Below are 24,642 nucleotides of genomic sequence, written 5' to 3' on the forward strand. Positions count from 1 at the left end.
TTTCAACTTACTGCTGGTTCGCGCCGGTCACCTGCGCGAAGGCGGCCTGATTAATGGTGGTCCCGATGTCGGTTTCAAGCTTGTTGACGTAGGAAGCGACCTGCTCCTCGGTCTGGGCACGGTCGAGGCTTTCCTTCAGCTTCTTGACCGCGTCGGAGGCGGCGTCGACCGCGGGTTCGACGATGTCGGTGACGCGGAACACGATCACCTCGGTGCCCCCCGTCACCGGCGTCTGTCCGACGCCGTCCTTGGCGGTGCGGAAGGCAGCCGCCACGACGGCTGCGGGCACGCTGGCGGGGGGGTCGTCGCGCTTGAAGCCGGTTGCTGTCTCGACCTTGGCGCCGATCGCTGCGGCTTCATCGGCAAGCTTGCCGCCTGCTTCGAGCTTCTGCACCATCTCGGTCGCCTTGGCCTTGAGCTTGGTGGCGATCTGGTCCTGGCGCCAGCGCGCCTCGACCTGGTCGCGGACCTCGTCCAGATTGCGGTCGCGCGACGGCGTGATGGCGAGCACGTCGTACCAGACATAGCCGCCCTTGAACGAAATCGAGTCGTTGTCGACGCCGACATCGGTGTTGAAGGCTTGCGACACCACGTCGAGGCCCTGCGGAATGTTGGCGACCGGCTGGCCATTGGGGGCGCGGCCGGAGCGGTCGACCGCGTCGATGGTCACGGCGGTGAGGCCGAGCTTCTGCGCCGCGTCGATCACGCTGGCGCCGCCGCCGCGCTCGTCTTCCATCTTGTCGCGGAGATCGGCGACCTTGACGCGCGCGCGCTCGGTGGCGATCTCGCGCTTGATGTCGCCGGCAAGGCTGGCGTAGTCCGCCTCTTTGCCCGGCTCGATCTTGTCGACCCTGACGATCGCGACGCCAAGCCCGCCCTGGATCGGCTGGCTGATCTCGCCGGCGGGAAGCGCGAAGGCGGCATCGCCGACGGCGGCAGCGAGCGAAGACTTGGTCACGAGGCCGAGGTCGACGTCGGAGGCGCTCAGCCCGCGCTCCTTGCCGAGATCCTCGAACGACATTCCGCCGACGAGGCGCTCGCGTGCGGCCTGCGCGTCGGTCACGTTGGGAAACACGATCTGCTGGATCTGGCGCTTCTCCGGCGTGCCGAGCCGGTCCTTGCGCTGCTCGAACACCTTCTTGGCGTCCTCGTCGGAGACCTCGCTCCACTTCCCGATGTCTTCCGGTGAGACCACGACGAAGGAGATCTTGCGGTATTCGGGCGCGCGGAACTGGACCTTATGATCCTCGAAATAGGCGGCGAGCGTCTCGGGCGAGGGCGCGTCGATCTGGCCGGCCTGGGCGGCGTCGAGCCTGACGAATTCGATGGCGCGCTGCTCGTTCTGGAAGCGCGTCAGCACGTCGATCATGGCCTTCGGCGGCTCGAGGCCGGCGCCGATCGTGCCGGTAATCTGCCGGCGCAGCGACACCTTGCGCTGCTCGGCGACGTAGCGCTGCTCGGTATAGCCGAAATTGCGGATCACGGCCTGGAACCGGTTCGCATCGAAGCTGCCGCCGACGCCCTTGAAGTTGGGGTCGTTCATGATGACCTGGCGGATCTGGTCGTCGGACTGGCCGAGCCCGAGCCGGCGCGCCTCTTCGTCGAGGGCGGCTTCAGCGATCGTCTGCTGCAGCACCTGGCGGTCGAGGCCGAAGGCACGCGCCTGGTCGGGCGTCAGCGGACGGCCGAACTGGCGGCTGATCTGTTGCAGGCGGTCCGTGTAGATCTGGCGGAACTCGTTCAACGAAATCTCGGTGCTGCCGATCTTGGCCACCGTGGACTGCCCGAAGCCCTTGAAGATGTCGGCGATGCCCCAAATGCCGAAACTGACGATCAACACGCCCATCACCACGGCCATAATGGTCTTGCCGAGCCAGTTTGATGAGGCCTTGCGCATTCCTCGAAGCATTTGGTCCAACTTGTTTGAGCAGGAGGGGAACGGGAGCGCGTCTTAATGCAGATTCAGCAAAAGCGCGTCACCAAATTGATCAATCATCATAAAGTGGTGGCTTTCCCCCCGCAACCTCGGGTCCGGCGACCGTTTGCGGCTGCGGTTAAAAGCCTCTGGTCTCTGGAACTGCAGCAGGTCCTCTGCTAGCGCATGCACAAACCTCATTTTGCTGGAAATTGACATGACCGACGCCATCCGCCCCCTGATCGCCGGCAATTGGAAAATGAACGGCCTGAAGGCCCAGGCTGCCGAGTTCGACGCCATGCTCGACGGTGCGGCCGGGGTGAGCGGCAAGGCCGATCTGCTGGTCTGCCCGCCTGCGACCCTGATTGCCACCTTCGCCGACAAGGCGCGCGGCAAGAAAGTCGGGGTCGGCGCCCAGGATTGCCACCCCAAGGCCTCCGGTGCCCATACCGGCGATATCGCCGCCGAAATGCTGGCTGATGCCGGGGCAACGGCCATCATCGTTGGCCATTCCGAGCGCCGCGCCGACCACGGCGAGGGCGATGCCCTGATCCGGCAGAAGGCCGAGGCCGTCTGGCGCGCCGGTGCGACGGCGATTGTCTGCATCGGCGAGACTCAGGCCCAGCGCGACGCCGGCCAGACCCTGGACATCCTGCGCGGGCAACTCGCCGGCTCGCTGCCTGAGGGCTCGACGGCCGCGAATCTCATCGTGGCCTATGAGCCGGTCTGGGCGATCGGCACCGGGCTCACCCCCACAGCCAAGGATGTCGAGCAGATTCATGGGTTTATCCGGGAGGTCCTGACCTCCCGGTTCAAAACCGACGGGGCGAAGATGCGCATCCTCTATGGCGGCTCGGTCAAGCCCTCGAATGCGGCCGAGCTGATGGCGGTCAAGAACGTCAACGGCGCCCTGGTCGGCGGCGCCAGCCTGAAGGCGGCTGATTTCCTTGCGATCGCCAAGGGCTGCCCCTAGCTAACTCAAAGCGGCTGATCCGGACCTGATCGGGGGTGGCAATGCCCCCTCTGATCGTGTAACACCGCGCAACTTCAGGAAAACCCGCGAAGCGAGATCGGCCGCCGTCAGGCGCCGCCCGCTTGTGACGGAAGGATACTATGCAGACCGTTGTCATCGTCATCCATCTCATGATCGTCGCCGTCATGATCGGCGCTGTCCTGCTGCAGAAGTCGGAAGGCGGCGGCCTCGGCATGGGCGGCGGCGCAGGCTTCATGTCGAGCCGCGGCACCGCGAACCTCTTGACGCGGACCACAGCGATCCTCGCCGCTGGCTTCTTCCTCACCAGCATGTTCCTGTCCTGGCATGCGGGCTACAGCCGCGCGCCGTCGTCGATCATCGGCACGCCGGCGTCCCAGGGCCAGCCGGCCGGCGGATCGCCGATCGCGCCGCCGACCTCGGGCGGCATCCTGGATTCGCTGAAGAAGGCCGACGAGCAGCAGCAGGCGCCGGCTCCGAGCGGCCCGCAGGTGCCTCGTTCGCAATAAAGCAGGGGGGCCATGCAGGGCGGTGGCTACCGTCCTGCATCAACAATCCCCATCAAGGCACTGTCACCACTCTTAGTTTTGGCTCACCCACAGGCCCGCAGAATCTTTGGGGCGGAATACGAATCGCTTTGGCGAATCGAATTCGAGGGATTAGAGGTTAAGTCCCATGGCGCGGTACATATTCATCACCGGCGGCGTGGTTTCTTCGCTCGGCAAGGGTCTGGCTTCAGCGGCACTCGGTGCGCTGTTGCAAGCCCGGGGCTACAAGGTCCGCCTCCGCAAGCTCGACCCCTATCTCAACCTCGATCCCGGAACGATGTCGCCGTATCAGCACGGCGAAGTGTTCGTGACCGATGACGGCGCGGAGACCGATCTCGATCTCGGTCACTACGAGCGCTTCACCGGCCGACCTGCGACCAAGCAGGACAACATCACCACGGGACGCATCTACCAGGACATCATCTCCAAGGAGCGCCGCGGCGATTATCTCGGCGCGACCATCCAGGTGGTTCCGCACGTCACCAACGCCATCAAGGAATTCGTCCTCTCCGGCAACGACGATTACGACTTCGTGCTGGTCGAGATCGGCGGCACCGTCGGCGACATCGAGGGCCTGCCGTTCTTCGAGGCGATCCGCCAGCTCAAGAACGAATTGCCGCGCGATCACGCCATCTACATTCACCTCACGCTCCTGCCTTACATTCCGAGCGCCGGTGAGTTGAAGACCAAGCCGACGCAGCACTCCGTGAAGGAGCTGCGCTCGATCGGCATTCAGCCGGACATCCTGCTCTGCCGCACCGACCGCGAGATCCCGAAGGAAGAGCGGCGCAAGCTGGGGCTGTTCTGTAACGTGCGCGAAAGCGCCGTGATCGAGGCGCGCGACGCCGACAGCATCTACGCCGTGCCCGAAGCCTATCACGCGGCAGGCCTCGACGACGAAGTGCTTGCCGCCTTCGGTATCGAAGCGCGCATCCCGCCGGTGCTCAAGAGCTGGCACCAGATCAACGAACGCATCCGCAATCCCGAGGGCGACGTGACCATCGCCATCGTCGGCAAATATACCGGCATGAAGGATGCGTATAAGTCGCTGATCGAGGCGCTCTCGCATGGCGGTATCGCCAACAAGGTCAAGGTCAACCTCGACTGGATCGAGAGCGAGATCTTCGAGAAGGAAGATCCCGCGCCGTTCCTCGAGCACGTCAACGGCATCCTGGTGCCCGGCGGATTCGGTCAGCGCGGTGCGGAAGGCAAGATCCGCGCGGCGCAGTTCGCGCGCGAACGCGACGTGCCGTATTTCGGCATCTGCTTCGGCATGCAGATGGCGGTGATCGAGGCCGCACGAAATCTCGTCGGCATCGAGGACGCCAATTCCACCGAGTTCGGCCCGACCAAGGAGCCGCTGGTCGGCCTGATGACGGAGTGGCTGCGCGGCAACGAGCTCGAGAAGCGCTCGCAGGCCGGCGATCTCGGCGGCACCATGCGGCTCGGCGCTTATCCCGCTGCGCTCAACCGCGGCAGCCGCGTCTCGCAGGTCTATGGCGGCGCGACCGAGATTTCCGAGCGCCACCGCCATCGCTACGAGGTCAACACCGCCTACAAGGCCCGCCTCGAGCAGCACGGTTTGAAATTCTCAGGCCTGTCGCCCGACGGCGTGCTGCCTGAGATCGTCGAGTACGAGGACCATCCCTGGTTCATCGGCGTCCAGTTCCACCCCGAGCTGAAGTCGCGGCCGTTCGAGCCGCATCCGCTGTTCGCCTCGTTCATTCAGGCGGCGATGGTGCAGAGCCGGCTGGTCTGACGGCTCAGCGCGCGGCGGAGTAGTCGCGCGCGCGCTGCATCGGCTCCAGCGCGGCCCGTGCGGATGATTCAGGCGCAACCGATCCCGCGACGATCTTCATCTGCGGCCGCCGCGTCAGCCTGTAGACGGCGGCAGGTGGCACGTTCAGCAAGGCGCGATCGACGAGCTTGGCGCGCAGGCCGAGCCGATCGAGCACGGGCCGCGGCACCGGGCAGCTCATGCCGTAGGTGAACTGGTAGAAGGCGCCGCCAGGGCGGACATAGCTGAAAGCGCCACCGATGATCGAGACGACCTTGCGCGTTGACATGTTGAGCAGCGGCAGGCCGCTCACGACGGCGCCGACGGGAGCGCCATCATAGAGGCGCTCGGTCGCAAGCCGGCCTGCGTCCATCCACAGCACGCGCGCCCCGGGAAAGCGCATCTGCAGGAGCTTCATGAAGTCGGAGCCGTATTCGATCAGCGTGAGGTCCTGCGGACGGACGCCGCGCTTGAGCAGCTTGTAGGTGAACGCGCCGGTGCCGGGACCGAGCTCGAGGATCGGACCCGTCGTTGCGCTGATCTCGCGCGTGATGAGATCGGCGAGCGCCGCACCCGACGGTGCGACCGCGCCAACCCGACGCGGGGACGACATCCAGGACAGGAAGAAGGAAAGAAAATCGTTGGGCATGCGCACTCCGGAATCTTGCTTTGCACCTCAATGAGGTGCGACGCATGCAGTGTCGCGGGAGCGCATTGCGACAGCATTGCGCTGACCTGTGCGAATGCGAATTGAATCAGCTCTGCCGCATTTCCGGCAGCGTCATCCGGAAACAGGCGCCGCCCTCCGGTCCGTCCGCGACCGAAACGTGGCCGCCATGCAGCTGCACGATCTCGCGCACCATGTTGAGGCCGAGGCCGGCACCGCGATCGAGCGGCGTCAGCCGGTAGAACGGCTCGAAGATCTGCTCGCGCTGACCGGCGGGAATGCCAGCGCCTTCGTCCGCGACCTCGATGCTCGCAGGCCTGCTGACGCGAATCCCGATCGTGCCGCGGCGCGGGCCGTGCTGGATTGCATTCTGCACGAGATTGGTCAGCGCGCGCTCCAGCGCCGCCGCATCGCCGATGGTCTCGATCGGTGTCGCCGGCGCGTCGAGGGCCAGCTCGTAGCCGGCGGCAATCGCCAGCGGCGCGAGATCGGCGGCGACGCTGTGCGCAACGGTGACGAGATTGACGCGCGTGAAGGGATGGCCGCAGCGGTCGATCCGCTGGATATCGAGCAATTGTTCGGCGAGCGTCGCCAGCCGCGCGGAATCCTCCAGCAGACGGGTCTTGTCCGGCCCAGGGGCCAGTGACTCCAGCCGGGTGTTCAGGATCGCGATCGGCGTACGAAGCTCGTGCGCGGCGTCGGCGACGAAGCGTTTGTGGCGGGCATAACCCTGGTCGAGCCGCGCCAGCGCGTCGTTGATCGCGCTCACGAGCGGCATGACCTCCAGCGGGATGCGCTCCACCGGCAGCCGCGCGCCGCGCTGATGGATGTCGATGCGCCGCGCCTCGTCCGCTGCGCTATCGAGCCCCCTGAACGCGCGCCGCACGATCATCGGCGTGGCGATGAACGTCGCCGTTCCCATCAGCAGCAGGCCGGGCAGGGCGATGCCGAGGAACGCAAGGGATGTCATGTACAGCGCCCTGGCGCCGGTCAGACGTCCTTGTGTCGCCGTGATGACCTGCACGTTGCCCGCATCGGTGTCGACCCGCTTCAGTCGTGCCGCCGGCTTGTGCGGATTGTCCTCGAACATCTGCCAGCCGAGCCGCGCCTGGCTGATCTGGTCGAGGCCGTTGCCGATCGCAGCGAATTCGGCCGGCACGGTGCCTTCGCTGAGCGAGTGGCCTTGCCGGTCGCGCACCAGAAACCAGAGGTCAGGTATTTCACTGCGCAACTGCTTCAGCTCTGCGGTCGGCTGCAAGGCCAATCCGCCTTGCGCCTCGCGTGTGAGCGCGTGCTGGACGACGTCGATGACGCGGTCCTCGTCGCGCTCGGCCAGCACGAAGCCGGAGGCACAGAGCCCGGCGAGGACGACCGCAACCAGCGCGACCAGGATCGCGGCCTGAAGCGAGAGCAGGCGCCAGCTCAGCCGCGAGCGCAGGCAATAGGGATCGTCGTGCTTGCTCATATCAGCTTCTTGAGAAGATAGCCGACGCCACGGATTCCGTGGATCTCGATGCCCGCATCGGCTTCCGCGAGCTTTCGTCGGAGCCGCGACACGTGCGTGTCGAGCGCGTTCGACTGGATCTCGTCGTCGAAATTGTAGACCGCCTCTTCGAGCGCCGAGCGCAGCACGGTCCGGCCCATGCGGCGGACCAGGGCCTCGAGCACCAGCAGCTCCCGGCGCGGCAGCTCGAGTGGCACACCGTCGATGCTGGCCTCGCGGTGACTGAGGTCGAAGGCGAGGCGCCCGGCGCGGATCACATCAGGGGAGAGGCCGGCCGGCCGCCGCAACACCGCGCGCAGCCGCGCCAGCAGCTCCTCGACGGCAAACGGTTTGGCCAGATAGTCGTCGGCGCCGCGATCGAGCCCGGCGACGCGGTCGGCGACCTCGCCGCGCGCCGTCAACACGATGATCGGCACCCCGTCGGCGCGGGCCCTCAGCTTCGGGATCAAGGCGAGACCGTCGCCATCGGGAAGCTGGCGATCGAGCAGGACGGCGGCGTGGACGTCGGCAGAAATGGCCTCCTCCGCCTCGGCGAGCGTAGGGGCATGGTCCACCACCATGTCGTAGCGCTTCAGCGCCGACGCCAGCGCGTCGGCCATTTCGGCCTCGTCCTCGACGAGCAAAATCCGCATGATCCGGCACCTCAACCTCACCCGTGCCATTCTAGCGGCCGTACCATTGCGGCAGCATTGCGGGAACCGGCCGCGACAGAGTGGCCTTGAGCGGGCCCCAGCCATGCGCGGAACGCGACAGGGGCGGTCGGGCGGGGCTCAAGACACCGTCAGGGCCAGTCGTTATAACCGCCGAACTTGGTCAGGGAGGAACAAGAATGATCTACGAAATGCGCATCTATCGTTGCGTGCCGGGCCGACTGCCGGCGCTGCTCAAGCGATTCGAGACCGCGACGCTGAAGATCTGGGAGAAGCACGGCATCAAGCAGGCCGGATTCTTCACGACGCTGATCGGTGACTCCAATCAGGAGCTGACATATTTCCTGGCCTGGGACTCGCTCGCCGAGCGCGAGAAGAAGTGGGGCGCGTTCATGACCGATCCGGATTGGATGAAAGCACGCGCCGAGAGCGAAGCGGACGGCCAGATCGTCGGCAATATCGTCAGCCAGCTCCTGACGCCGACTGCCTTCTCGGCGGTGAAGTAGGAACCTGCCGATGCAAAGGGAGGCGCCGGGGACCCCGGCGCAACCCTGATATTCGACCGGCCTTGGCCGAATAGGGTTGATCCGACCCTCATGGCGGCTATGGTCACGCCGAAACGAGGGATTTGCCTTGAGCTCTTCGCATTCAGCGGCGCCGGTCGTCACCATTGGCACGGTCAAGTTCGGCAATGATCTGCCGATCTCGATCATTGCAGGACCCTGCCAGCTCGAAAGCCGCCAGCATGCGCTGGAGGTCGCCTCCGCGCTCAAGGAGATCGCGGCACGGCTGAACATCGGCCTCGTCTACAAGACCTCGTTCGACAAGGCCAACCGCACCAGCGCGTCGGCGGCGCGCGGGCTGGGCCTCGCGCAGTCGCTGCCGATCTTCGCCGAAATCCGCTCCTCGCTCGGCCTGCCTGTCCTGACCGACGTGCACGATGCCGCGCAATGCGCCGAGGTGGCGCAGGCCGTGGACATCCTGCAGATCCCCGCCTTCCTGTGCCGGCAGACCGATCTGCTGCTGGCTGCCGCCGCAACCGGCAAGGTCGTCAACGTCAAGAAGGGGCAGTTCCTGGCGCCCTGGGACATGGCCAATGTCGTCACGAAGATTACCAGCGCTGATAATCCCAACGTGCTCGTCACCGAGCGCGGGGCGTCCTTCGGCTACAACACGCTGGTCTCCGACATGCGTGCGCTGCCGATCATGGCGCGGACCACCGGTGCGCCCGTGATCTTCGACGCCACTCATTCGGTGCAGCAGCCGGGCGGGAAGGGGACCTCGTCGGGCGGCGAGCGCGAATTCGTGCCGGTGCTCGCACGCGCCGCCGTGGCGGGCGGGGTCGCCGGTGTCTTCATCGAGACCCATCCCGATCCCGATCGCGCGCCGTCCGATGGGCCCAACATGGTGCCGCTGCGCGAGTTCGAGGGGCTGATCGCCAGGCTGAAGGCGTTCGACGCGCTGGCAAAGAACCCGCGCTGATGCAGCAAGGCGAGGCGCGGTCGCACGATCACGGCCTGCCGACAGCGCTCTACGTCATATCAGGAGCTAGCTTCGCCGCGGCGCTTTCGGCACGCGCACTCGACCCGGTGTTGCCGCACGTCGCCGAGGATTTTGGCGTCAGCATTGCCACCGCCGCAGGCTTTGCCGCGGTGTTCGCCTTCACCTTCTCGATCATCCAACCCATTGTCGGCGCTGCCGCCGATCTGTTCGGCAAGACGCGGCTAATGATCGGCTGCCTCGCGCTGCTCGGCCTTGCCAACATCCTCGGCGCGCTCTCGTCCTCGTTCTCGGTTCTGTTTGCGACCCGCATCCTCGCCGGCATCGGTTCCGGCGGCGTGTTTCCGGTGGCGCTGAGCCTGACCAGCGATCTCGTCGGGCCCGAGAAACGCCAGGTCGCGATCAGCCGCACGCTTGCCGGCGCCATGACCGGCAATCTGCTCGGCGCCTCGGCTTCCGGCCTGATCGGCGATTTTCTCGGCTGGCGCGGCGTGCTTGCGGTGCTCGGCGGGCTCGTGATCGTGGCGTCGATCGCGGTCGCCGCCGGCTTTCACGGCGCCAAGGTCAAGCATCCGCCGAAGACCAGCCTGTCGGCGCTGAAGGCCGGTTATCGCACCATCTTCACCAACCCCAATGCCTATGTCTGCTATTCGGCGGTGTTCGTCGAAGGCTGCTGCGTGCTCGGCCTGTTTCCCTATATCGCCTCGTTCCTGTTCGAGCTCGGGCAGACGTCGCTGTCGATCGCCGGCATCGTCATCGCGGGCTTTGCGGTCGGCGGTTTGTTCTACACGCTGACGGTGTCGCGCCTGCTGCCCTGGCTGGGCATGAAGGGCATGATGATCGCGGGCATGACGCTGGTCGCCTCACAACTCGTCGCCGTGGCCTTCGGGCCGCGCTGGGAGGTCCAGGCGCTCAATCTCATCGTCATGGGCTGGGGCTTCTACATCGCCCATGGTTGTCTCCAGGTCTTCGCCAGCGAGCTCTCGGTCGAGGCTCGCGCCACCGCGCTGTCGCTGCATTCGTTCTTTTTCTTCATGGGGCAGACGGTGGGACCGCTCGCCTATGGCTTTGGGCTCCAGCATGCCGGCAAGATGCCGACCCTGTTCGCGAGCGCCGCGATCATGGTCGTGCTGGGCTTCGTCTGCGCCCGGCTGCTCAAGCAGCGTGCGCCGGCGGATGCGCGCGTTTGAGAGCTGTGGTGTGGGACTAACCCCGTCAGCCATCTGTCGCCCCTGCCGCGATGGGCTGTCGGGCGAGAGGCGCCTGGTCTATTGTCCAGATCATCACCTGTGTGTCCTGCGCCATGTCAACGCAATTTGAGATCGAAGACCTTCACCGCGAGCCGAAAAGGGACGCGCTGCTCCACCTGAACAATGCGAGCGCGCGCGAGACTTCGTTGCTCACGCCGGAGCGGTTCGACCGATTGATCGGATCGGCGCGGCTGGCGCTGTTCGTTCAACCCGGCGCAGCGCTTCTGCTGGCGTTCGAACAATCCGACGACTACGACGGCGGACACTTTCTTTGGTTTCGCGGTCGGTTCGACAGATTTCTCTATGTCGACCGGGTTATCGTTGCCGAGGCGTACCGGCGCCACGGTATCGGACGCTTGCTCTACGCCCATCTGCTGGAGCGCGCGGGGGAGCTCGGCCATATCCGCGTCGTTTGCGAGGTGAACCTCGATCCGCCCAACCCTGTCTCCGACAGATTCCATGCAGCCCTCGGCTTTGTCGAGGTTGGAAGGGCAACCATCGAAAACGGCGCGAAGACCGTGCGCTATCTCGCCGCCAGTTTGTAGGACGAGCATGGTTGCCAGCGCGGCTTTGTCGCGTTCCAAAGCCGCGGAAAAAACGACCGGTTGGCCGCTAACCCCGCCCGCGATACGGCGCAACGCCTTGCTCGGGCACCCACAGGCCCTTGGGCACGCGGCCGGTCTGCCAGAACACGTCGATCGGGATGCCGCCGCGCGGATACCAGTAGCCGCCGATCCGCAGCCATTTCGGCTTGATCTCGCTCGCAATGCGCTTGCCGATCATCACGGTGCAGTCCTCGTGGAATGCGCCGTGATTGCGGAAGCTCGCGATGTAGAGTTTGAGCGATTTCGATTCCAGCAGCCACGCACCCGGCGCGTAGTCGATCATCAGATGCGCGAAATCCGGCTGGCCCGTGACCGGGCAGAGCGAGGTGAATTCCGGCACGGTGAAGCGCACCAGATAGTCGGTGCCCTTTTGCGGATTGGGCACGCGGTCGAGCTGGGCATCTTCCGGTGTGTGCGGCCATTCGACCGCGCGGCCGAGCTGGAGGGATTTCTTCGCCATCGTCGTCACATCCTTTGGAGCATGATCCGGACCCGAAGGGCCGCGTTAGCGCAAAGTGGGCACCGGTTTTCCGAAAGATCATGCTCAACAGAAATCGGAGCGCGACAAGATCGCGCTCCAGAGGATGCCGGGATGGACGCAAATGCCGCTGCCGTCAACCGGCGGCAATCGTCTGGATCAGCACGATGCGATCGTTGCCGGACTCGCAGCCCCAGAGTTCGCCCGGTCGGCCGTCGAGCTGGCGCACATTGGCGTTGGCCTTGTCGCTCGCGAACACGTTGAACCGCTCGGTGGCGGGATCGAAGCGGACAATCGCGTTGGCGGAGAAGTCGGTCAGCCAGACCTTGTCCTTGTCGTCGACGAAGACAGCGTAGGCGCGGGGACGCTCGCCCGGCAGCTTCCAGCTCTTCCACGACCCATCAGCGGGATCGTGCACCGAGACATGGCCGCTGTTCCATTCGCTGACCCAGATCCGGCTCTTCGAATCCGACCAGACGCGCCGCGATCCCTGGCTTGGCGTTGGCGGCTCGACAACGCTGGCATGGCCGGTCGCCAGATCGATCCTGGCGATATAGCTGCCGGCAAGCGAGGCGTACCAGACCTCGCCCTTGGGCGTCACGGTGATGCCATAGGGGCCGACGCCCTTGGGCGCCCTGAACACATTCATGTCGCCGGACTTCGGCGCGAGCCGACCGTAATAGCCGGACTGGCCGGTGAACCAGTAAGTGCCTTCCTTGTCGAACACGCCGGTGTTGAGATTGGCCGAGGCGAACTTTTCCGGCAGGCGGAACAGCGTGACCTTGAGATCGCCGGGATCGACCCGTGCGATCGCGTTCTGGCCGCCCTCGGTGATCCAGGGCGCGCCATCGGGGCCGATGGTCACGCCATGCGGAGCGGCGCCCTGACCGAGGCCGACGGTCTTGAAACTGCCATCCCGGGGATCGAGCCTGCCGAGCAAGCCCTTGCCCTGCGCCGTGAACCAGACCGAACCGTCAGGGGCGGGCGTGAGATCGTGCAGGCCGATACCGGCACTGATCGGGAAGTATTTTGTCCGGAACGGGCCCTCTTGGGCAAAACTTGGGCGAACCACGAACAGGGCGGTGCTGGAAGCAAGAAACTGGCGGCGATTCATGGCGTTACCCCGACTGCTTGGGATTGAGGATGCACGCACAGACCCGATGCCCGCGACCTTAATCCTGGCGACTTCACGCGTCAGTCGAAGTGCCACCCTCAAGCGTTCACATTTGCTTGCGGCCCGTGTAAGACCCGCGGCGAACCGATCAGCTCCAACGAACGGAAGTGCACATCATGACCGCCATCATTGACATCATCGGCCGCGAAATCCTCGATAGCCGGGGCAATCCCACCGTCGAGGTCGATGTCGTTCTGGAGGATGGCGCGCTCGGCCGGGCCGCGGTGCCGTCGGGCGCCTCCACCGGTGCCCATGAGGCGGTGGAGCTGCGCGACGGCGACAAGGCTCGCTATCTCGGCAAGGGCGTCTCCAAGGCGGTCGGTGCCGTCAACGGCGAGATCTTCGAGGCCCTCAGTGGTCTCGATGCCGAGCAGCAGGCCCAGATCGACCAGATCATGATCGACCTTGACGGCACGCCGAACAAGAGCCGGCTCGGGGCCAACGCCATCCTTGGCGTCTCGCTCGCCTGCGCCAAGGCGGCCGCGAATTCGCTCGACATGCCGCTCTATCGGTATGTCGGCGGCACCTCGGCGCGCTTGTTGCCGGTGCCGATGATGAACATCATCAATGGCGGCGTGCACGCCGACAACCCGATCGACTTCCAGGAGTTCATGATCCTGCCGGTCGGCGCGTCCTCCTTCGCTGAAGGCCTGCGCTATGGCGCTGAAGTCTTCCACACCCTGAAGTCGGAGCTGAAGAAGGCCGGCCACAACACCAATGTCGGCGACGAGGGCGGCTTCGCCCCGAACCTGCCGTCGGCCGACGCCGCGCTGGAATTCGTGATGAACGCGATCGGTAAGGCCGGATTCAAGGCGGGCAGCGACATCGTGCTCGGGCTCGACTGCGCCTCGACCGAGTTCTTCAAGGGGGGCAAGTACGTCTATGAAGGCGAGGGCAAGACCCGCTCGATCTCGGAGCAGGCCAAGTACCTTGCGGACCTTGTCGGCCGTTATCCCATCGTGACCATCGAGGACGGCATGTCGGAAGACGACATGGACGGCTGGAAGGAGCTCACCGATCTCATCGGCAAAAAGTGCCAGCTCGTCGGCGACGACCTCTTCGTCACCAACGTCAAGCGCCTCGCCGACGGCATCAAGACCGGCCGCGCCAACTCGATCCTGATCAAGGTCAACCAGATCGGCACCCTGACCGAGACGCTTGCCGCCGTCGAGATGGCCCACAAGGCCGGCTACACCTCGGTGATGTCGCACCGCTCCGGCGAAACCGAGGATTCCACCATCGCCGACCTCGCGGTCGCCACCAATTGCGGTCAGATCAAGACCGGCTCCCTTGCACGTTCCGACCGCACCGCCAAATACAATCAGCTCCTGCGCATCGAGCAGCAGCTCGGCAAGCAGGCGCTGTACGGCGGCAAGGCGGCACTGAAGGCGCTGGCATAAGCCAGCGCTTCGACTCGAGAAAAGACGGACAGGGGAGGATCGACATGAGCGACGGCAAGACCGGACTGCAACTGCGTTCGCTGCTGAAGAAGAGTGGCGAGCTGGAATTGTCGCTCGTGAATGTCCCGACGCCGGAGCCGGCCGACGATGAGGTCGTGGTTCGCGTCGAGGCCACGCCGATCAACCCGTCCGATCTCGGCCTCCTGATCGGGCCCGCCGACATGTCCGCCGCCAAGGCCTCCGGCACGAAGGAGATGCCGGTCATCACCGCGACAATGCCGGAGGCTGCGATGCGGATGATGGGAGCCCGGCTCGATCAGTCGCTGCCGGTCGGCAACGAGGGCGCCGGCACGGTGATCGCGGCCGGATCGTCGGACGCCGCGAAGGCGCTGATCGGCAAGACGGTGTCGATGATCGGCGGCGCGATGTACACGCAGTACCGCGTGCTGAAGGTCCGCGACGTCATGGAGCTGCCGGCGGGCACCACGGCCGCCGACGGCGCGTCCTGGTTCGTCAATCCGCTGACCGCGCTCGGCATGACCGAGACGATGCGGCGGGAGGGCCACAAGGCGCTCGTGCACACGGCAGCTGCGTCCAATCTCGGCCAGATGCTCAACAAGATCTGCATCAAGGACGGCATCGGCCTCGTCAACATCGTCCGGAGCAAGGAGCAGGCCGATATCCTGCACAAGATCGGCGCCAAGCACGTCGTGGATTCCAGCGCGCCGAGCTTCACAGACGATCTCACCAATGCGCTGGTCGAGACCGGCGCCACGATCGCCTTCGACGCCATCGGCGGCGGCAAGCTGGCCAGCCAGATTCTGACCGCCATGGAAGTTGCCGCCAACAAGACTGCGAAGGAATACAGCCGCTACGGCTCCAACGTGTACAAGCAGATCTACATTTACGGCAGCCTGGACAACCGTCCGACCGAATTGAGCCGGTCGTTCGGACTGACCTGGGGCGTCGGTGGCTGGCTGCTGACGCCGTTCCTCCAGAACATCGGCCCGGCCGAGATCGGCCGCCTGCGCCAGCGCGTCGCGTCCGAGCTCAAGACCACCTTCGCCAGTCACTACACCAAGGTGGTGTCGCTGACCGAGGTGCTTGATCCCGCCAACATCGCCGTGTACGCCAAACGTGCCACTGGCGAAAAATTCCTCATCAACCCAAATAAATAATCGTGATCTGCGACGGCAGGTCATCGAATCTTGCCTTCTGAGCGAAGCGGGGGATTATTCCGCCGCCATTGAATGCGGAAAACCGCAAGGCTCAGAAGGGGACTCCATGACCGATCTCAATCGTCGTCATTTGCTCGCTGGCGCCGCTGCCGTCGGCGCGGCCGCAATAACCGGCCTCCGACCGGCCGCCGTCAATGCCGCGGTGCCGCAGGCCGGGACGCAGGCGCCGGGCTTCTATCGCTACAAGGTCGGCGCTTTCGAGTGCACGTCGATCAATGACGGTGCGCGCACCTTCCCGATGCCGGACAAGTTCGTCGCCAACCTGCAGAAGGACGAGGCGCTGGCCGCCGGCGAGGCGGCCTACATGCCGAAGGGCATGGTCACGGTGCCGTTCAACCCGCAGCTCATCAACACCGGCTCCAAGCTCGTCTTGATCGACACCGGCAACGGCATTGCGAATTTCGAAGCCAGCAAGGGCGCCGTCGGCCGCACCCTGCAAAATCTCCAGGCTGCCGGCGTCGAGGCGAAGAACATTGACGTGGTGCTGCTCTCACATCTGCACCCCGATCACACCAATGGCATTCGTCTCGCCGACGGCGCGCTCGCATTCCCCAATGCGGAGATCATGGTGCCGGGCAAGGACTGGGAGTTCTGGACCAGCGAGGGCAACGCCGCCAAGGCCGAGTCCAATCCGATGATGAAGAATTACTTCGCCAACGTGAAGAAGACCTTCGCCGGCCTCGAATCCAAGGTGACCAAATACGAGTGGGGCAAGGAGGTCGCGCCGGGTATCACCTCGATCGCAACCCCGGGCCACACGCCGGGCCACACCTCGTTCGCTGTCGCGTCCGGCGATGCCAAGGTGCTGATCCAGTCCGACGTCACCAACATCCCGGAATTCTTCCTGCGCAATCCCGACTGGCACGTGATGTTCGACAACGATGCCGCGCTGGCGCAGGAGACCCGCCACAAATTCTACGACATGGCGGCGGCGGAGAAGGCGACCGTCATCGGCTTCCACTTCACGTTCCCGGCGGTCGGCCATGTCGAGAAGGACGGCGCCAAATATCGCCTGATCCCGTCGGCGTGGAATCCGACGATCTGATCGGGACCTGCAGCTTTGCGCGTACGTTCGGGCCGCCACTTGGCGGCCCGATTGTTTTGGATCGCATCCACGAGCACTGAATTGTAGCCCTGATGGAGCGCAGCATCATCCGGGACCGGCGTAGCTTGGGGTAGGGCCCTGGGTTACGCCGGCGCTCCATCCCGGCGACGGCCCAAACGTCTGCTTTCGCGAAACACAGCGTTTCCAAATCGGGCGGGTTCATGCACTTGCATCCACCACACGAGATCGCTTAAGTGCCGTCGCGGCACTCCAGCTCAAGCCCTCAAGGACAATCCATGGCCTACAACATCGTCACGATCGCCGGCAGCCTGCGCAAGGACAGCTTTTCGCTGAAGATCGCCAATGCGCTGGCCAAGCTTGCGCCGGATACGCTCAAGCTCGAGGTCGTCACGCCGGCGGGCATCTCGTTCTTCAACCAGGACCTCGAGGGCGCGCCGCCCGCGGACTGGCTGGCCTTCCGCGACAAGCTTCAGAAGTCGGACGGCGTCATTTTCGTCACGCCGGAATACAACCGCGCGATCCCCGGCGTCCTGAAGAACGCCATCGACGTCGCCTCGCGGCCCTACGGCAAGAGCTCGTTCAACGGCAAGCCGGTCGGCATCGTCTCGAACTCGCCGGGTCCGCTCGGCGGCGTCAGCGCCGCAAAGACGCTTCAGAACATCCTGCCGGGCATTGCGGGCCCGATCATGCAGCAGCCGGAGATCTATCTGAATGCGGTCGGCGACGCCTTCGACGCCGAAGGCAACCTCACCAAGGACTCGCTGAAGCCCGTGCTCCAGGCCTATATCGACGCCTTCGCCGCGCACGTCGCCAAGCACCACGGCTGAGGCTTTTCCGCCGAAGCTTGCCCAACTCTCCGTTATGGCCGGGCAAAAGCGCGAAGCGCGTCTTCGCGCTGGATGTCCCGGCCATCCACGTCTTGGCCCCGAGCGACGAAGAACGTGGATGCCCGGGCCTTCGCCGCGCCGAAGCGGCTTCGGCCGCGCAGGCGGGACAAGCCCGGGCATGACGACGGGCAGGGGCAATTAGCACTCCCTTAACCAACCTGTCTCATCTTCCCAAGATGGTCTCCCGCGCGCGCCTGAAATCGATCCTGACCGGTCTTGCCCTCTACGCGATGGCGGCCGCCATCGTCGGCTATTTCGGCGTCAACGCCTATACCGGCAAATACGGCCTCAACGCCCGCCAGGAGCTCGACCAGGAGATCATCGCGCTGACCAGCGAACTGGCCCAGCTCAAGCGTGAGCGCGCCAGGAGCGAGCAGCGGGTGTCGCTGCTGCGGTCCGAGCGGATCGACCCCGACATGCTGGACGAGCGGGCGCGCTTCCAGCTCGACTACGTCAATCCGCGCGATCTCGTTCGGATGATCCCGGCGAAGTAGCGTTTTCCGCAAGCTTTCGAAACCGACAGCGAAAGCCGCCGCCAAGATCCGACCACAGTGCCTTCCTCCTGCGAAGGTCGTAAGTCCGGAACCGGGCGACCGCCTTGACGGCAGTGCCGCGGCGGGGTCATGGCTTCTGCGGCGCTCGCCGAAGTTGACGCAGATCAAACGGGTGGCGCCGGCACGATCTAGTCTGTCATCCGGAGGAAACAGTGATGAATGGGTCAATGCCCCGGCATCACGCGGCTCGCGTCGAGGCCGCCATCGCGTCAGGCCAGGCGGCACGATCCGCGCTCGTGGCCTCGTGGCGCCGTTCGTCCAGATTGCATCATCTCGATCCCGGCGGCCGCACCTCGCCGATACGGCTGACCGAAGCCGAGCTGCACGAGGCGCGCGAGCGCATCGCGCCGCTGCTGGCCGCGGCGCAAGGCGCGATGGACCGGCTCTATCAGGCGGTCGGCGCGAGCGGGTGCTGCGTGCTGCTCGCCGACGGCGAGGGCGTGCCGGTCGATCGTCGCGGCACGGCGGCGGATGACGCGACGTTTCAATCCTGGGGCCTGTGGACCGGTGCGCTCTGGAGCGAGGAGCACGAGGGCACCAACGGCATCGGCACCTGCCTCGTCGAGCAGCGTCCGCTGACGATCGACCGCGACCAGCATTTCTTCACCCGCAACACGCTTCTGAGCTGCACCGCCGTTCCGATCTACGACCATGAGGCGGCGCTGGCGGGCGTGCTCGACGTCTCCTCCTGCCGCGCCGACCGCACCGACGCGTTTTCCAGTCTGATCGCGCTTGCGACGGGCGAGGCGGCCAAGCGTATCGAAGCCGATCTGTTCCGCAGGGCGTTCAGCCATGCCCGCATCGTGCTGACGCAAGCTGCGGACGGCCAATGCGGCGGCCTCATTGCGGTCGATGCGGACGATCTCGTGATCGGCGCGACCCGCTCCGCCCGGGCGGCGCTGGGAATCGCTCCCGGCCGGGCGTTGCAGCCGGTGCCCGCAGCCGATCTGCTCGGCGGCGAACCCGCACGCGATCATCTTGCCGGCGGCCAGCGCGCGGTGGTGCAGCGGGCGCTGCTCCGCGCCGGCGGCAATGTCTCGGCGGCCGCCAAGGCCCTCGGCGTCAGCCGCGCCACGCTGCACAGGAAGCTCAAGCGGTTCGAGCTGAACCACTAGGCCGCGCTATTTCCCAGAAACCGTGCGCTCGAAATTCCGGTCTCGTGCCCCGGACGCAGCGCAGCGCGTCGCACTTGCGACGTGGTGCGCTGCAGAGCCGGGGCCCATGTCTCAGCATTCTCCCGTGCCGCCTGGGTCCCGGCTCTGCGCAGCAACGCGAAGAGCGTTGCAGCGCGTCCGGGACACGAGAATGAGCAGGGACACGAGCAGTGTAGCAGAACTGCGACAAGTGCCCCCCGCCATCGCTCCCATCGGGGCTGACAGAAAACATCTCCCGCGACATCGTCCGCGCAAGTCGCGACCACGCGACGAATTGCGCAAACAGCAAACATCGGGAGTGATCAATGAACAAGGTGGAATTCCTCAATGTGACCAAAGTTCCCTTTGCCGAACGCTATGACAACTTCATCGGCGGCAAGTTCGTCGCGCCGATCTCCGGCAAATATTTCGACAATGCCTCGCCGGTGAACGGCCAGATCGTCTGCAAGATCGCGCGCTCGGACGCGCAGGACGTCGAGGCGGCCCTCGACGCGGCGCATGCCGCCAAGGGTGCCTGGGGCCGAACCAGCGTCGCCGAGCGCGCTGCGGTCCTGAACCGGATCGCCGACCGCATGGAAGAAAATCTCGAGCGCCTCGCCATTGCCGAGACCTGGGACAACGGCAAGCCGATCCGCGAGACCCGCGCCGCCGACATCCCGCTCGCCATCGATCACTTCCGCTACTTCGCCGGCGTCGTGCGCGCCCAGGAAGGCTCGATCGGCGAGATCGACCACGACACCATCGCCTATCATTTCCACGAGCCGCTCGGCGTGGTCGGCCAGATCATCCCCTGGAACTTCCCGCTGCTGATGGCCTGCTGGAAGCTTGCCCCCGCGCTCGCCGCCGGAAATTGCGTCGTGCTGAAGCCTGCCGAGCAGACCCCGGCCTCGATCATGGTCTGGGCCGAGATCATCGGCGACCTGCTGCCGCCCGGCGTCCTCAACATCGTCAACGGCTTTGGTCTGGAAGCCGGCAAGCCGCTGGCCTCGAGCCCGCGCATCGCCAAGATCGCGTTCACCGGCGAGACCTCGACGGGCCGGCTGATCATGCAATATGCCAGCCAGAACCTCATTCCGGTCACGCTGGAGCTCGGTGGCAAGTCGCCGAACATCTTCTTCAACGACGTCACCGCCGAGGACGACAATTACTTCGACAAGGCGATCGAAGGCTTCGTCATGTTCGCGCTGAACCAGGGCGAGGTCTGCACCTGTCCGAGCCGCGCGCTGGTTCATGCGGACATCTATGACCGCTTCATGGAGCGGGCGCTGAAGCGCGTCGCGGCGATCAAGCAGGGCGACCCGCGCGATGCCGCCACCATGATCGGCGCCCAGGCATCCGGCGAGCAGCTCGCAAAAATCCTGTCCTACATCGACATCGGCAAGCAGGAGGGGGCCAAGGTGCTCGCCGGCGGCGGACGTGCCGAGCTCGGCGGCGATCTCGCCGGCGGCTTCTATGTCAAGCCGACCGTGTTCGAGGGCCACAACAAGATGCGAATCTTCCAGGAGGAGATCTTCGGCCCGGTGGTCTCGGTCACGACCTTCAAGAACGACGACGAGGCGCTCGAGATCGCCAACGACACGCTCTACGGCCTCGGGGCCGGCGTCTGGAGCCGCGATGCCAACCGCTGCTACCGCTTCGGCCGGGCGATCCAGGCCGGCCGGGTCTGGACCAACTGCTACCACGCCTATCCCGCCCATGCGGCCTTCGGCGGCTACAAGCAGTCGGGCGTCGGTCGCGAGACCCACAAGATGATGCTCGATCATTATCAGCAGACCAAGAATCTCCTGGTCAGCTACAGCCCGAAGAAGCTCGGCTTCTTCTGATCGAGGTGCGGAGAGGGCGGCGCCATCCTGGCGCCGTCCGCTCCGAAGGCCCGGATCGGCATGGTCCATAATTCTTGATCCGGTCACGAATCCGCAGGCGCACATGGCGCGCATAGATTTGTTGCCCGATCAGCGCCAAAGATTTTCCAATATTTCGACCACGTTGCACTGCGGCATAATGAAAGTCGTGTCATGCGGCTGCGGTGCTTTCCAAGGGCGTTTGAGTTGGGTTAGAGAGGACGAAAGTTTTCTCTGACCCGGAATTCCCATGGCCGCACCCAAGAAAGCCGCCGCAAGCACTCCACAGGACAAGACCGACGGCGGTTCGCCCCCGGAATTCACGAGGGAGCAGGAGCTCAAGGCGCTCCGCGACATGCTCCTGATCCGGCGGTTCGAGGAAAAGGCCGGCCAGCTCTATGGCATGGGCGCGATCGGCGGCTTCTGTCACCTCTATATCGGCCAGGAGGCCGTGGTGGTCGGCATGCAGATGGCCCTGAAGCAGGGCGATCAGGTCATTACCGGCTACCGCGATCACGGCCACATGCTTGCCACCGGGATGGATGCCAACGGCGTCATGGCCGAGCTCACGGGCCGCCGCGGCGGCTATTCCAAGGGCAAGGGCGGCTCCATGCACATGTTCAGCAAGGAGAAGCACTTTTACGGCGGCCACGGCATCGTCGGCGCCCAGGTATCGCTCGGCACGGGTCTGGCGTTCGCCAATAACTACCGCGGCAACGACAATGTCAGCGTCACCTATTTCGGCGACGGTGCGGCCAACCAGGGCCAGGTCTATGAGAGCTTCAACATGGCGGAGCTCTGGAAGCTGCCGGTGATCTACGTCATCGAGAACAACCGCTATGCCATGGGCACCTCGGTCTCGCGCGCCTCGGCCCAGCAGGATTTCTCCAAGCGCGGTGCGTCCTTCAACATCCCCGGCAAGCAGGTCGACGGCATGGACGTCCGCGCCGTCAAGGCCGCCGGCGACGAAGCCGCCGCCTGGTGCCGCGCCGGCAAGGGTCCCTTCATCCTGGAGATGCAGACCTACCGCTATCGCGGCCACTCGATGTCCGACCCTGCAAAATATCGCACGCGCGAGGAGGTCGAGAAGGTCCGCCACGACCAGGACCCGATCGAGCAGGTGCGTAACCGCCTCCTGGCTGCCAAGGTCAGCGAGGCCGATCTCAAGGCGATCGACGCCGAGGTGCGCGACATCGTCAACGCGTCCGCCGATTTCGCCCAACATGATCCCGAGCCGGATGCCGCCGAGCTCTGGACCGACGTTTACCGCTGAACGCGCGCAAGCTTTCTTTTGGAGTCGATATGCCAATTCAAGTGCTGATGCCCGCGTTGTCGCCCACGATGGAGAAGGGCAACCTCGCCAAATGGCTGAAGAAAGAGGGCGAGACGATCAAGTCCGGCGATGTCATCGCCGAGATCGAGACCGATAAGGCGACCATGGAGGTCGAAGCGACCGACGAGGGGACGCTCGGCAAGATCCTGATCCCCGAGGGCACCGCCGACGTCGCGGTGAACACGCCGATCGCGACCATTCTCGCCGACGGCGAGAGCGCCGCCGATCTTGCCAAAGCGCCTGCACCGGCCGCGCAGAAGGCTGCCGAGTCCGCTCCGCCTGCCGCCGCGGCGAAGGCCGAGGCGCCCGCACCCAAGGCCGCTCCTGCGCCGCAGGCCGTCGCCGAGCCCGATCCGGAAGTGCCCGCGGGCACCGAGATGATCACGCAGACCATCCGTGAAGCCTTGCGCGATGCCATGGCCGAAGAGATGCGCCGCGACGCCGACGTCTTCGTGATGGGCGAAGAGGTCGCCGAATATCAGGGCGCCTACAAGGTCACCCAGGGCCTGCTCCAGGAGTTCGGCGCCAAGCGCGTCATCGACACCCCGATCACCGAGCACGGCTTTGCCGGCGTCGGCGTCGGCGCCGCGATGACGGGCCTCAAGCCCATCGTCGAGTTCATGACCTTCAACTTCGCCATGCAGGCGATCGACCAGATCATCAACTCCGCGGCCAAGACGCTCTATATGTCCGGCGGCCAGATGGGCTGCTCGATCGTGTTCCGCGGGCCCAACGGCGCCGCTGCGCGCGTCGCCGCCCAGCACAGCCAGGATTATTCGGCCTGGTACTCGAACGTTCCGGGCCTGAAGGTCGTCGCGCCATTCTCGGCCGCCGATTACAAGGGTCTTCTGAAGGCTGCGATCCGCGATCCCAATCCGGTGATCTTCCTCGAGAACGAGGTGCTCTACGGCCACACCGGAGAGGTGCCGAAGCTCGACGATTTCGTGATCCCGATCGGCAAGGCCCGCATCGTGCGCTCAGGTAGCCATGTCTCGATCATCTCCTGGTCGAACGGCATGACCTATGCGCTGAAGGCGGCCGATGAACTTGCCAAAGAGGGCATCGAGGCCGAGGTGATCGACCTGCGCACGCTGCGTCCGATGGACACCGAGACCATCATCAACTCGGTGAAGAAGACTGGCCGTGCCGTCACGGTGGAAGAGGGTTGGGCCCAGAGCGGCGTCGGCGCCGAGATCGCCGCGCGCATCATGGAGAACGCCTTCGACTATCTGGACGCGCCTGTGACGCGCGTCTCCGGCAAGGACGTGCCGATGCCCTATGCCGCGAACCTGGAGAAGCTCGCGCTGCCGTCGGCGGCAGAAGTCGTCGAGGCCGCCAAAGCCGTCTGCTACAGGTAGACCATGGCGGGCCCGAAGGAGCAGCCACTTCCGCCCGACGTCATGACCCGCGACGACGCGGTCGAGATCCTGCGCGTGTTCGTGCTGGACGGCGGGCTGTCGATGGCGTTCCAGCGCGCCTTCGAGGAGCCTGACATGTGGGGCCTGCTGCTCGTCGATCTCGCCCGCCACGCCGCGCGCGCCTATGCGCGCGAGAGCGAATATACCGAAGAGGACGCGCTGAACCGGATCCTGGAGATGTTCCAGGCTGAGATCGAGCGTCCCACCGACACCGGCACCACGACGCCGCGCGGCAAGGGACACTGACCGTGGCGATCGAAGCTCATCATTTCGATTTCATGCTGGAGGCGATCCGCGAGGCGGAGGCCTCGATCGCACAGGGCGGCCTGCCGATCGGCGCCGTGCTGACGCGCGACAACAAAATCATCGCCCGCGGCCACAACAACCGCGTGCAGGAAAACAATCCGATCCTGCACGGCGAGATGAGCTGCCTGCGCGAGGCCGGCGCGATCTCATTCCACGACACCGTCATGTACACCACGCTGTCGCCATGCTCGATGTGCGCCGGCGCGCTGGGGCTGTTCAAGGTCAAGCTCGTGGTGATCGGGGAATCCGTCACCTTCGAGGGATCCAAGGACATCCTCGACAAGTTCGGCATCCCCTGGATCGATCTTGCCGACGACCGCTCGATCACCATGATGAAGAATTGGCGTTCCATCCCTGCCAATGAGCGCCTGTGGCAGGGGGGCATC

Annotated in this window: 24 protein-coding genes; 18 read left to right on the forward strand and 6 right to left on the reverse strand. The window is 65.2% G+C overall.

The features are described 5' to 3' along the window. Positions 1–7: 7 nt before the first annotated feature. Positions 8–1,909: a SurA N-terminal domain-containing protein gene (locus tag IC66_RS0127285; RefSeq protein ID WP_038949805.1), complete on the reverse strand. Its 1,902-nt coding sequence runs from the start codon at positions 1,907–1,909 to the stop codon at positions 8–10. A gap of 223 nt (positions 1,910–2,132) precedes the next feature. Between IC66_RS0127285 and tpiA the strand changes: the two genes are divergently transcribed. The 3 genes from tpiA to IC66_RS0127305 all read left to right on the forward strand — a co-directional run bounded on the left by tpiA (position 2,133) and on the right by IC66_RS0127305 (position 5,213). Then, the gene (tpiA, locus tag IC66_RS0127295) at positions 2,133–2,888 is read left to right on the forward strand and encodes a triose-phosphate isomerase (protein ID WP_028141580.1); all 756 of its coding nucleotides are present in this window, start codon (positions 2,133–2,135) and stop codon (positions 2,886–2,888) included. Between the two features lie 140 nt (positions 2,889–3,028). Beyond that, positions 3,029–3,415 (forward strand): preprotein translocase subunit SecG, encoded by a 387-nt coding sequence (gene secG, locus IC66_RS0127300; RefSeq protein ID WP_018320274.1) that lies wholly within the window; start codon positions 3,029–3,031, stop codon positions 3,413–3,415. Positions 3,416–3,581: 166 nt separating this feature from the next. Continuing rightward, positions 3,582–5,213, forward strand: coding sequence for a CTP synthase (locus IC66_RS0127305; RefSeq protein ID WP_028141581.1), 1,632 nt, complete (start codon positions 3,582–3,584; stop codon positions 5,211–5,213). 4 nt (positions 5,214–5,217) lie between these two features. Here the strand turns inward: IC66_RS0127305 and IC66_RS0127310 are convergent, their stop codons facing one another. The 3 genes from IC66_RS0127310 to IC66_RS0127320 form a co-directional block, all read right to left on the reverse strand. Further along, positions 5,218–5,880: a class I SAM-dependent methyltransferase gene (locus IC66_RS0127310; RefSeq protein ID WP_038949807.1), complete on the reverse strand. Its 663-nt coding sequence runs from the start codon at positions 5,878–5,880 to the stop codon at positions 5,218–5,220. Between the two features lie 106 nt (positions 5,881–5,986). Then, on the reverse strand, positions 5,987–7,363 hold the full coding sequence (locus IC66_RS0127315; protein WP_038949808.1) for a sensor histidine kinase: 1,377 nt from the start codon (positions 7,361–7,363) through the stop codon (positions 5,987–5,989). Continuing rightward, on the reverse strand, positions 7,360–8,034 hold the full coding sequence (locus IC66_RS0127320; RefSeq protein ID WP_028141583.1) for a response regulator: 675 nt from the start codon (positions 8,032–8,034) through the stop codon (positions 7,360–7,362). The genes IC66_RS0127315 and IC66_RS0127320 overlap by 4 nt, the downstream gene beginning before the upstream one ends. Positions 8,035–8,231: 197 nt before the next feature. Here IC66_RS0127320 and IC66_RS0127325 point away from each other — a divergent pair, with 197 nt between their 5' ends. The 4 genes from IC66_RS0127325 to IC66_RS0127345 all read left to right on the forward strand — a co-directional run bounded on the left by IC66_RS0127325 (position 8,232) and on the right by IC66_RS0127345 (position 11,347). Then, complete coding sequence (locus IC66_RS0127325; RefSeq protein WP_028141584.1) at positions 8,232–8,558, forward strand: NIPSNAP family protein; 327 nt, start codon at positions 8,232–8,234, stop codon at positions 8,556–8,558. A gap of 127 nt (positions 8,559–8,685) precedes the next feature. Next, positions 8,686–9,534, forward strand: a complete 849-nt coding sequence (gene kdsA / locus IC66_RS0127330) for a 3-deoxy-8-phosphooctulonate synthase (RefSeq protein WP_038949809.1) — start codon at positions 8,686–8,688, stop codon at positions 9,532–9,534. Beyond that, the gene (locus IC66_RS0127335; protein WP_038949810.1) at positions 9,534–10,742 is read left to right on the forward strand and encodes an MFS transporter; all 1,209 of its coding nucleotides are present in this window, start codon (positions 9,534–9,536) and stop codon (positions 10,740–10,742) included. The genes kdsA and IC66_RS0127335 overlap by 1 nt, the downstream gene beginning before the upstream one ends. Before the next feature lie 101 nt (positions 10,743–10,843). Further along, positions 10,844–11,347 carry a GNAT family N-acetyltransferase gene (locus IC66_RS0127345; RefSeq protein WP_244429176.1) on the forward strand — a complete coding sequence of 168 codons (504 nt, stop codon included), beginning with the start codon at positions 10,844–10,846 and terminating at the stop codon, positions 11,345–11,347. Positions 11,348–11,414: 67 nt separating this feature from the next. On the opposite strand, the gene queF is transcribed toward IC66_RS0127345, so the two are convergent. Together queF and IC66_RS0127355 are read right to left on the reverse strand one after the other, a co-directional pair. Beyond that, the gene (gene queF / locus IC66_RS0127350; protein ID WP_038949812.1) at positions 11,415–11,867 is read right to left on the reverse strand and encodes a preQ(1) synthase; all 453 of its coding nucleotides are present in this window, start codon (positions 11,865–11,867) and stop codon (positions 11,415–11,417) included. Between the two features lie 154 nt (positions 11,868–12,021). Continuing rightward, positions 12,022–12,999, reverse strand: a complete 978-nt coding sequence (locus IC66_RS0127355; protein WP_028141589.1) for a Vgb family protein — start codon at positions 12,997–12,999, stop codon at positions 12,022–12,024. Between the two features lie 176 nt (positions 13,000–13,175). On the opposite strand from IC66_RS0127355, the gene eno reads away from it, so the two are divergent. The 11 genes from eno to IC66_RS0127410 form a co-directional block, all read left to right on the forward strand. Further along, positions 13,176–14,459: a phosphopyruvate hydratase gene (gene eno, locus IC66_RS0127360; protein ID WP_038949813.1), complete on the forward strand. Its 1,284-nt coding sequence runs from the start codon at positions 13,176–13,178 to the stop codon at positions 14,457–14,459. Positions 14,460–14,503: 44 nt separating this feature from the next. Then, positions 14,504–15,637, forward strand: coding sequence for a zinc-binding dehydrogenase (locus IC66_RS0127365; RefSeq protein WP_028141591.1), 1,134 nt, complete (start codon positions 14,504–14,506; stop codon positions 15,635–15,637). A 106-nt stretch (positions 15,638–15,743) separates the two neighbouring features. Continuing rightward, positions 15,744–16,742 (forward strand): MBL fold metallo-hydrolase, encoded by a 999-nt coding sequence (locus IC66_RS0127370; protein WP_028141592.1) that lies wholly within the window; start codon positions 15,744–15,746, stop codon positions 16,740–16,742. A gap of 296 nt (positions 16,743–17,038) precedes the next feature. Next, complete coding sequence (locus IC66_RS0127375) at positions 17,039–17,590, forward strand: NADPH-dependent FMN reductase (RefSeq protein ID WP_028141593.1); 552 nt, start codon at positions 17,039–17,041, stop codon at positions 17,588–17,590. Positions 17,591–17,826: 236 nt separating this feature from the next. Then, positions 17,827–18,144, forward strand: a complete 318-nt coding sequence (locus IC66_RS0127380; protein WP_028141594.1) for an FtsB family cell division protein — start codon at positions 17,827–17,829, stop codon at positions 18,142–18,144. Positions 18,145–18,359: 215 nt separating this feature from the next. Further along, positions 18,360–19,319: a helix-turn-helix domain-containing protein gene (locus IC66_RS0127385; RefSeq protein WP_028141595.1), complete on the forward strand. Its 960-nt coding sequence runs from the start codon at positions 18,360–18,362 to the stop codon at positions 19,317–19,319. Positions 19,320–19,663: 344 nt separating this feature from the next. Continuing rightward, positions 19,664–21,181: an aldehyde dehydrogenase gene (adh, locus tag IC66_RS0127390; RefSeq protein ID WP_038949814.1), complete on the forward strand. Its 1,518-nt coding sequence runs from the start codon at positions 19,664–19,666 to the stop codon at positions 21,179–21,181. A 268-nt stretch (positions 21,182–21,449) separates the two neighbouring features. Beyond that, positions 21,450–22,472 carry a pyruvate dehydrogenase (acetyl-transferring) E1 component subunit alpha gene (gene pdhA, locus IC66_RS0127395; protein ID WP_028141597.1) on the forward strand — a complete coding sequence of 341 codons (1,023 nt, stop codon included), beginning with the start codon at positions 21,450–21,452 and terminating at the stop codon, positions 22,470–22,472. A gap of 29 nt (positions 22,473–22,501) precedes the next feature. Next, positions 22,502–23,890, forward strand: coding sequence for a pyruvate dehydrogenase complex E1 component subunit beta (locus IC66_RS0127400; protein WP_028141598.1), 1,389 nt, complete (start codon positions 22,502–22,504; stop codon positions 23,888–23,890). A 3-nt stretch (positions 23,891–23,893) separates the two neighbouring features. Further along, a complete protein-coding gene (locus IC66_RS0127405) occupies positions 23,894–24,196 on the forward strand; it encodes a DUF5076 domain-containing protein (RefSeq protein WP_018320291.1) in 303 nt (100 codons plus the stop codon). Positions 24,197–24,198: 2 nt separating this feature from the next. Further along, positions 24,199–24,642 (forward strand): nucleoside deaminase (locus IC66_RS0127410; RefSeq protein WP_049806651.1); only part of this gene is annotated, 444 nt, incomplete at its 3' end.

Origin of the sequence: Bradyrhizobium genomosp. III (genome assembly GCF_000261705.1) — a bacterium.
GTDB classification, from domain to species: Bacteria; Pseudomonadota; Alphaproteobacteria; order Rhizobiales; family Xanthobacteraceae; genus Bradyrhizobium; species Bradyrhizobium ottawaense.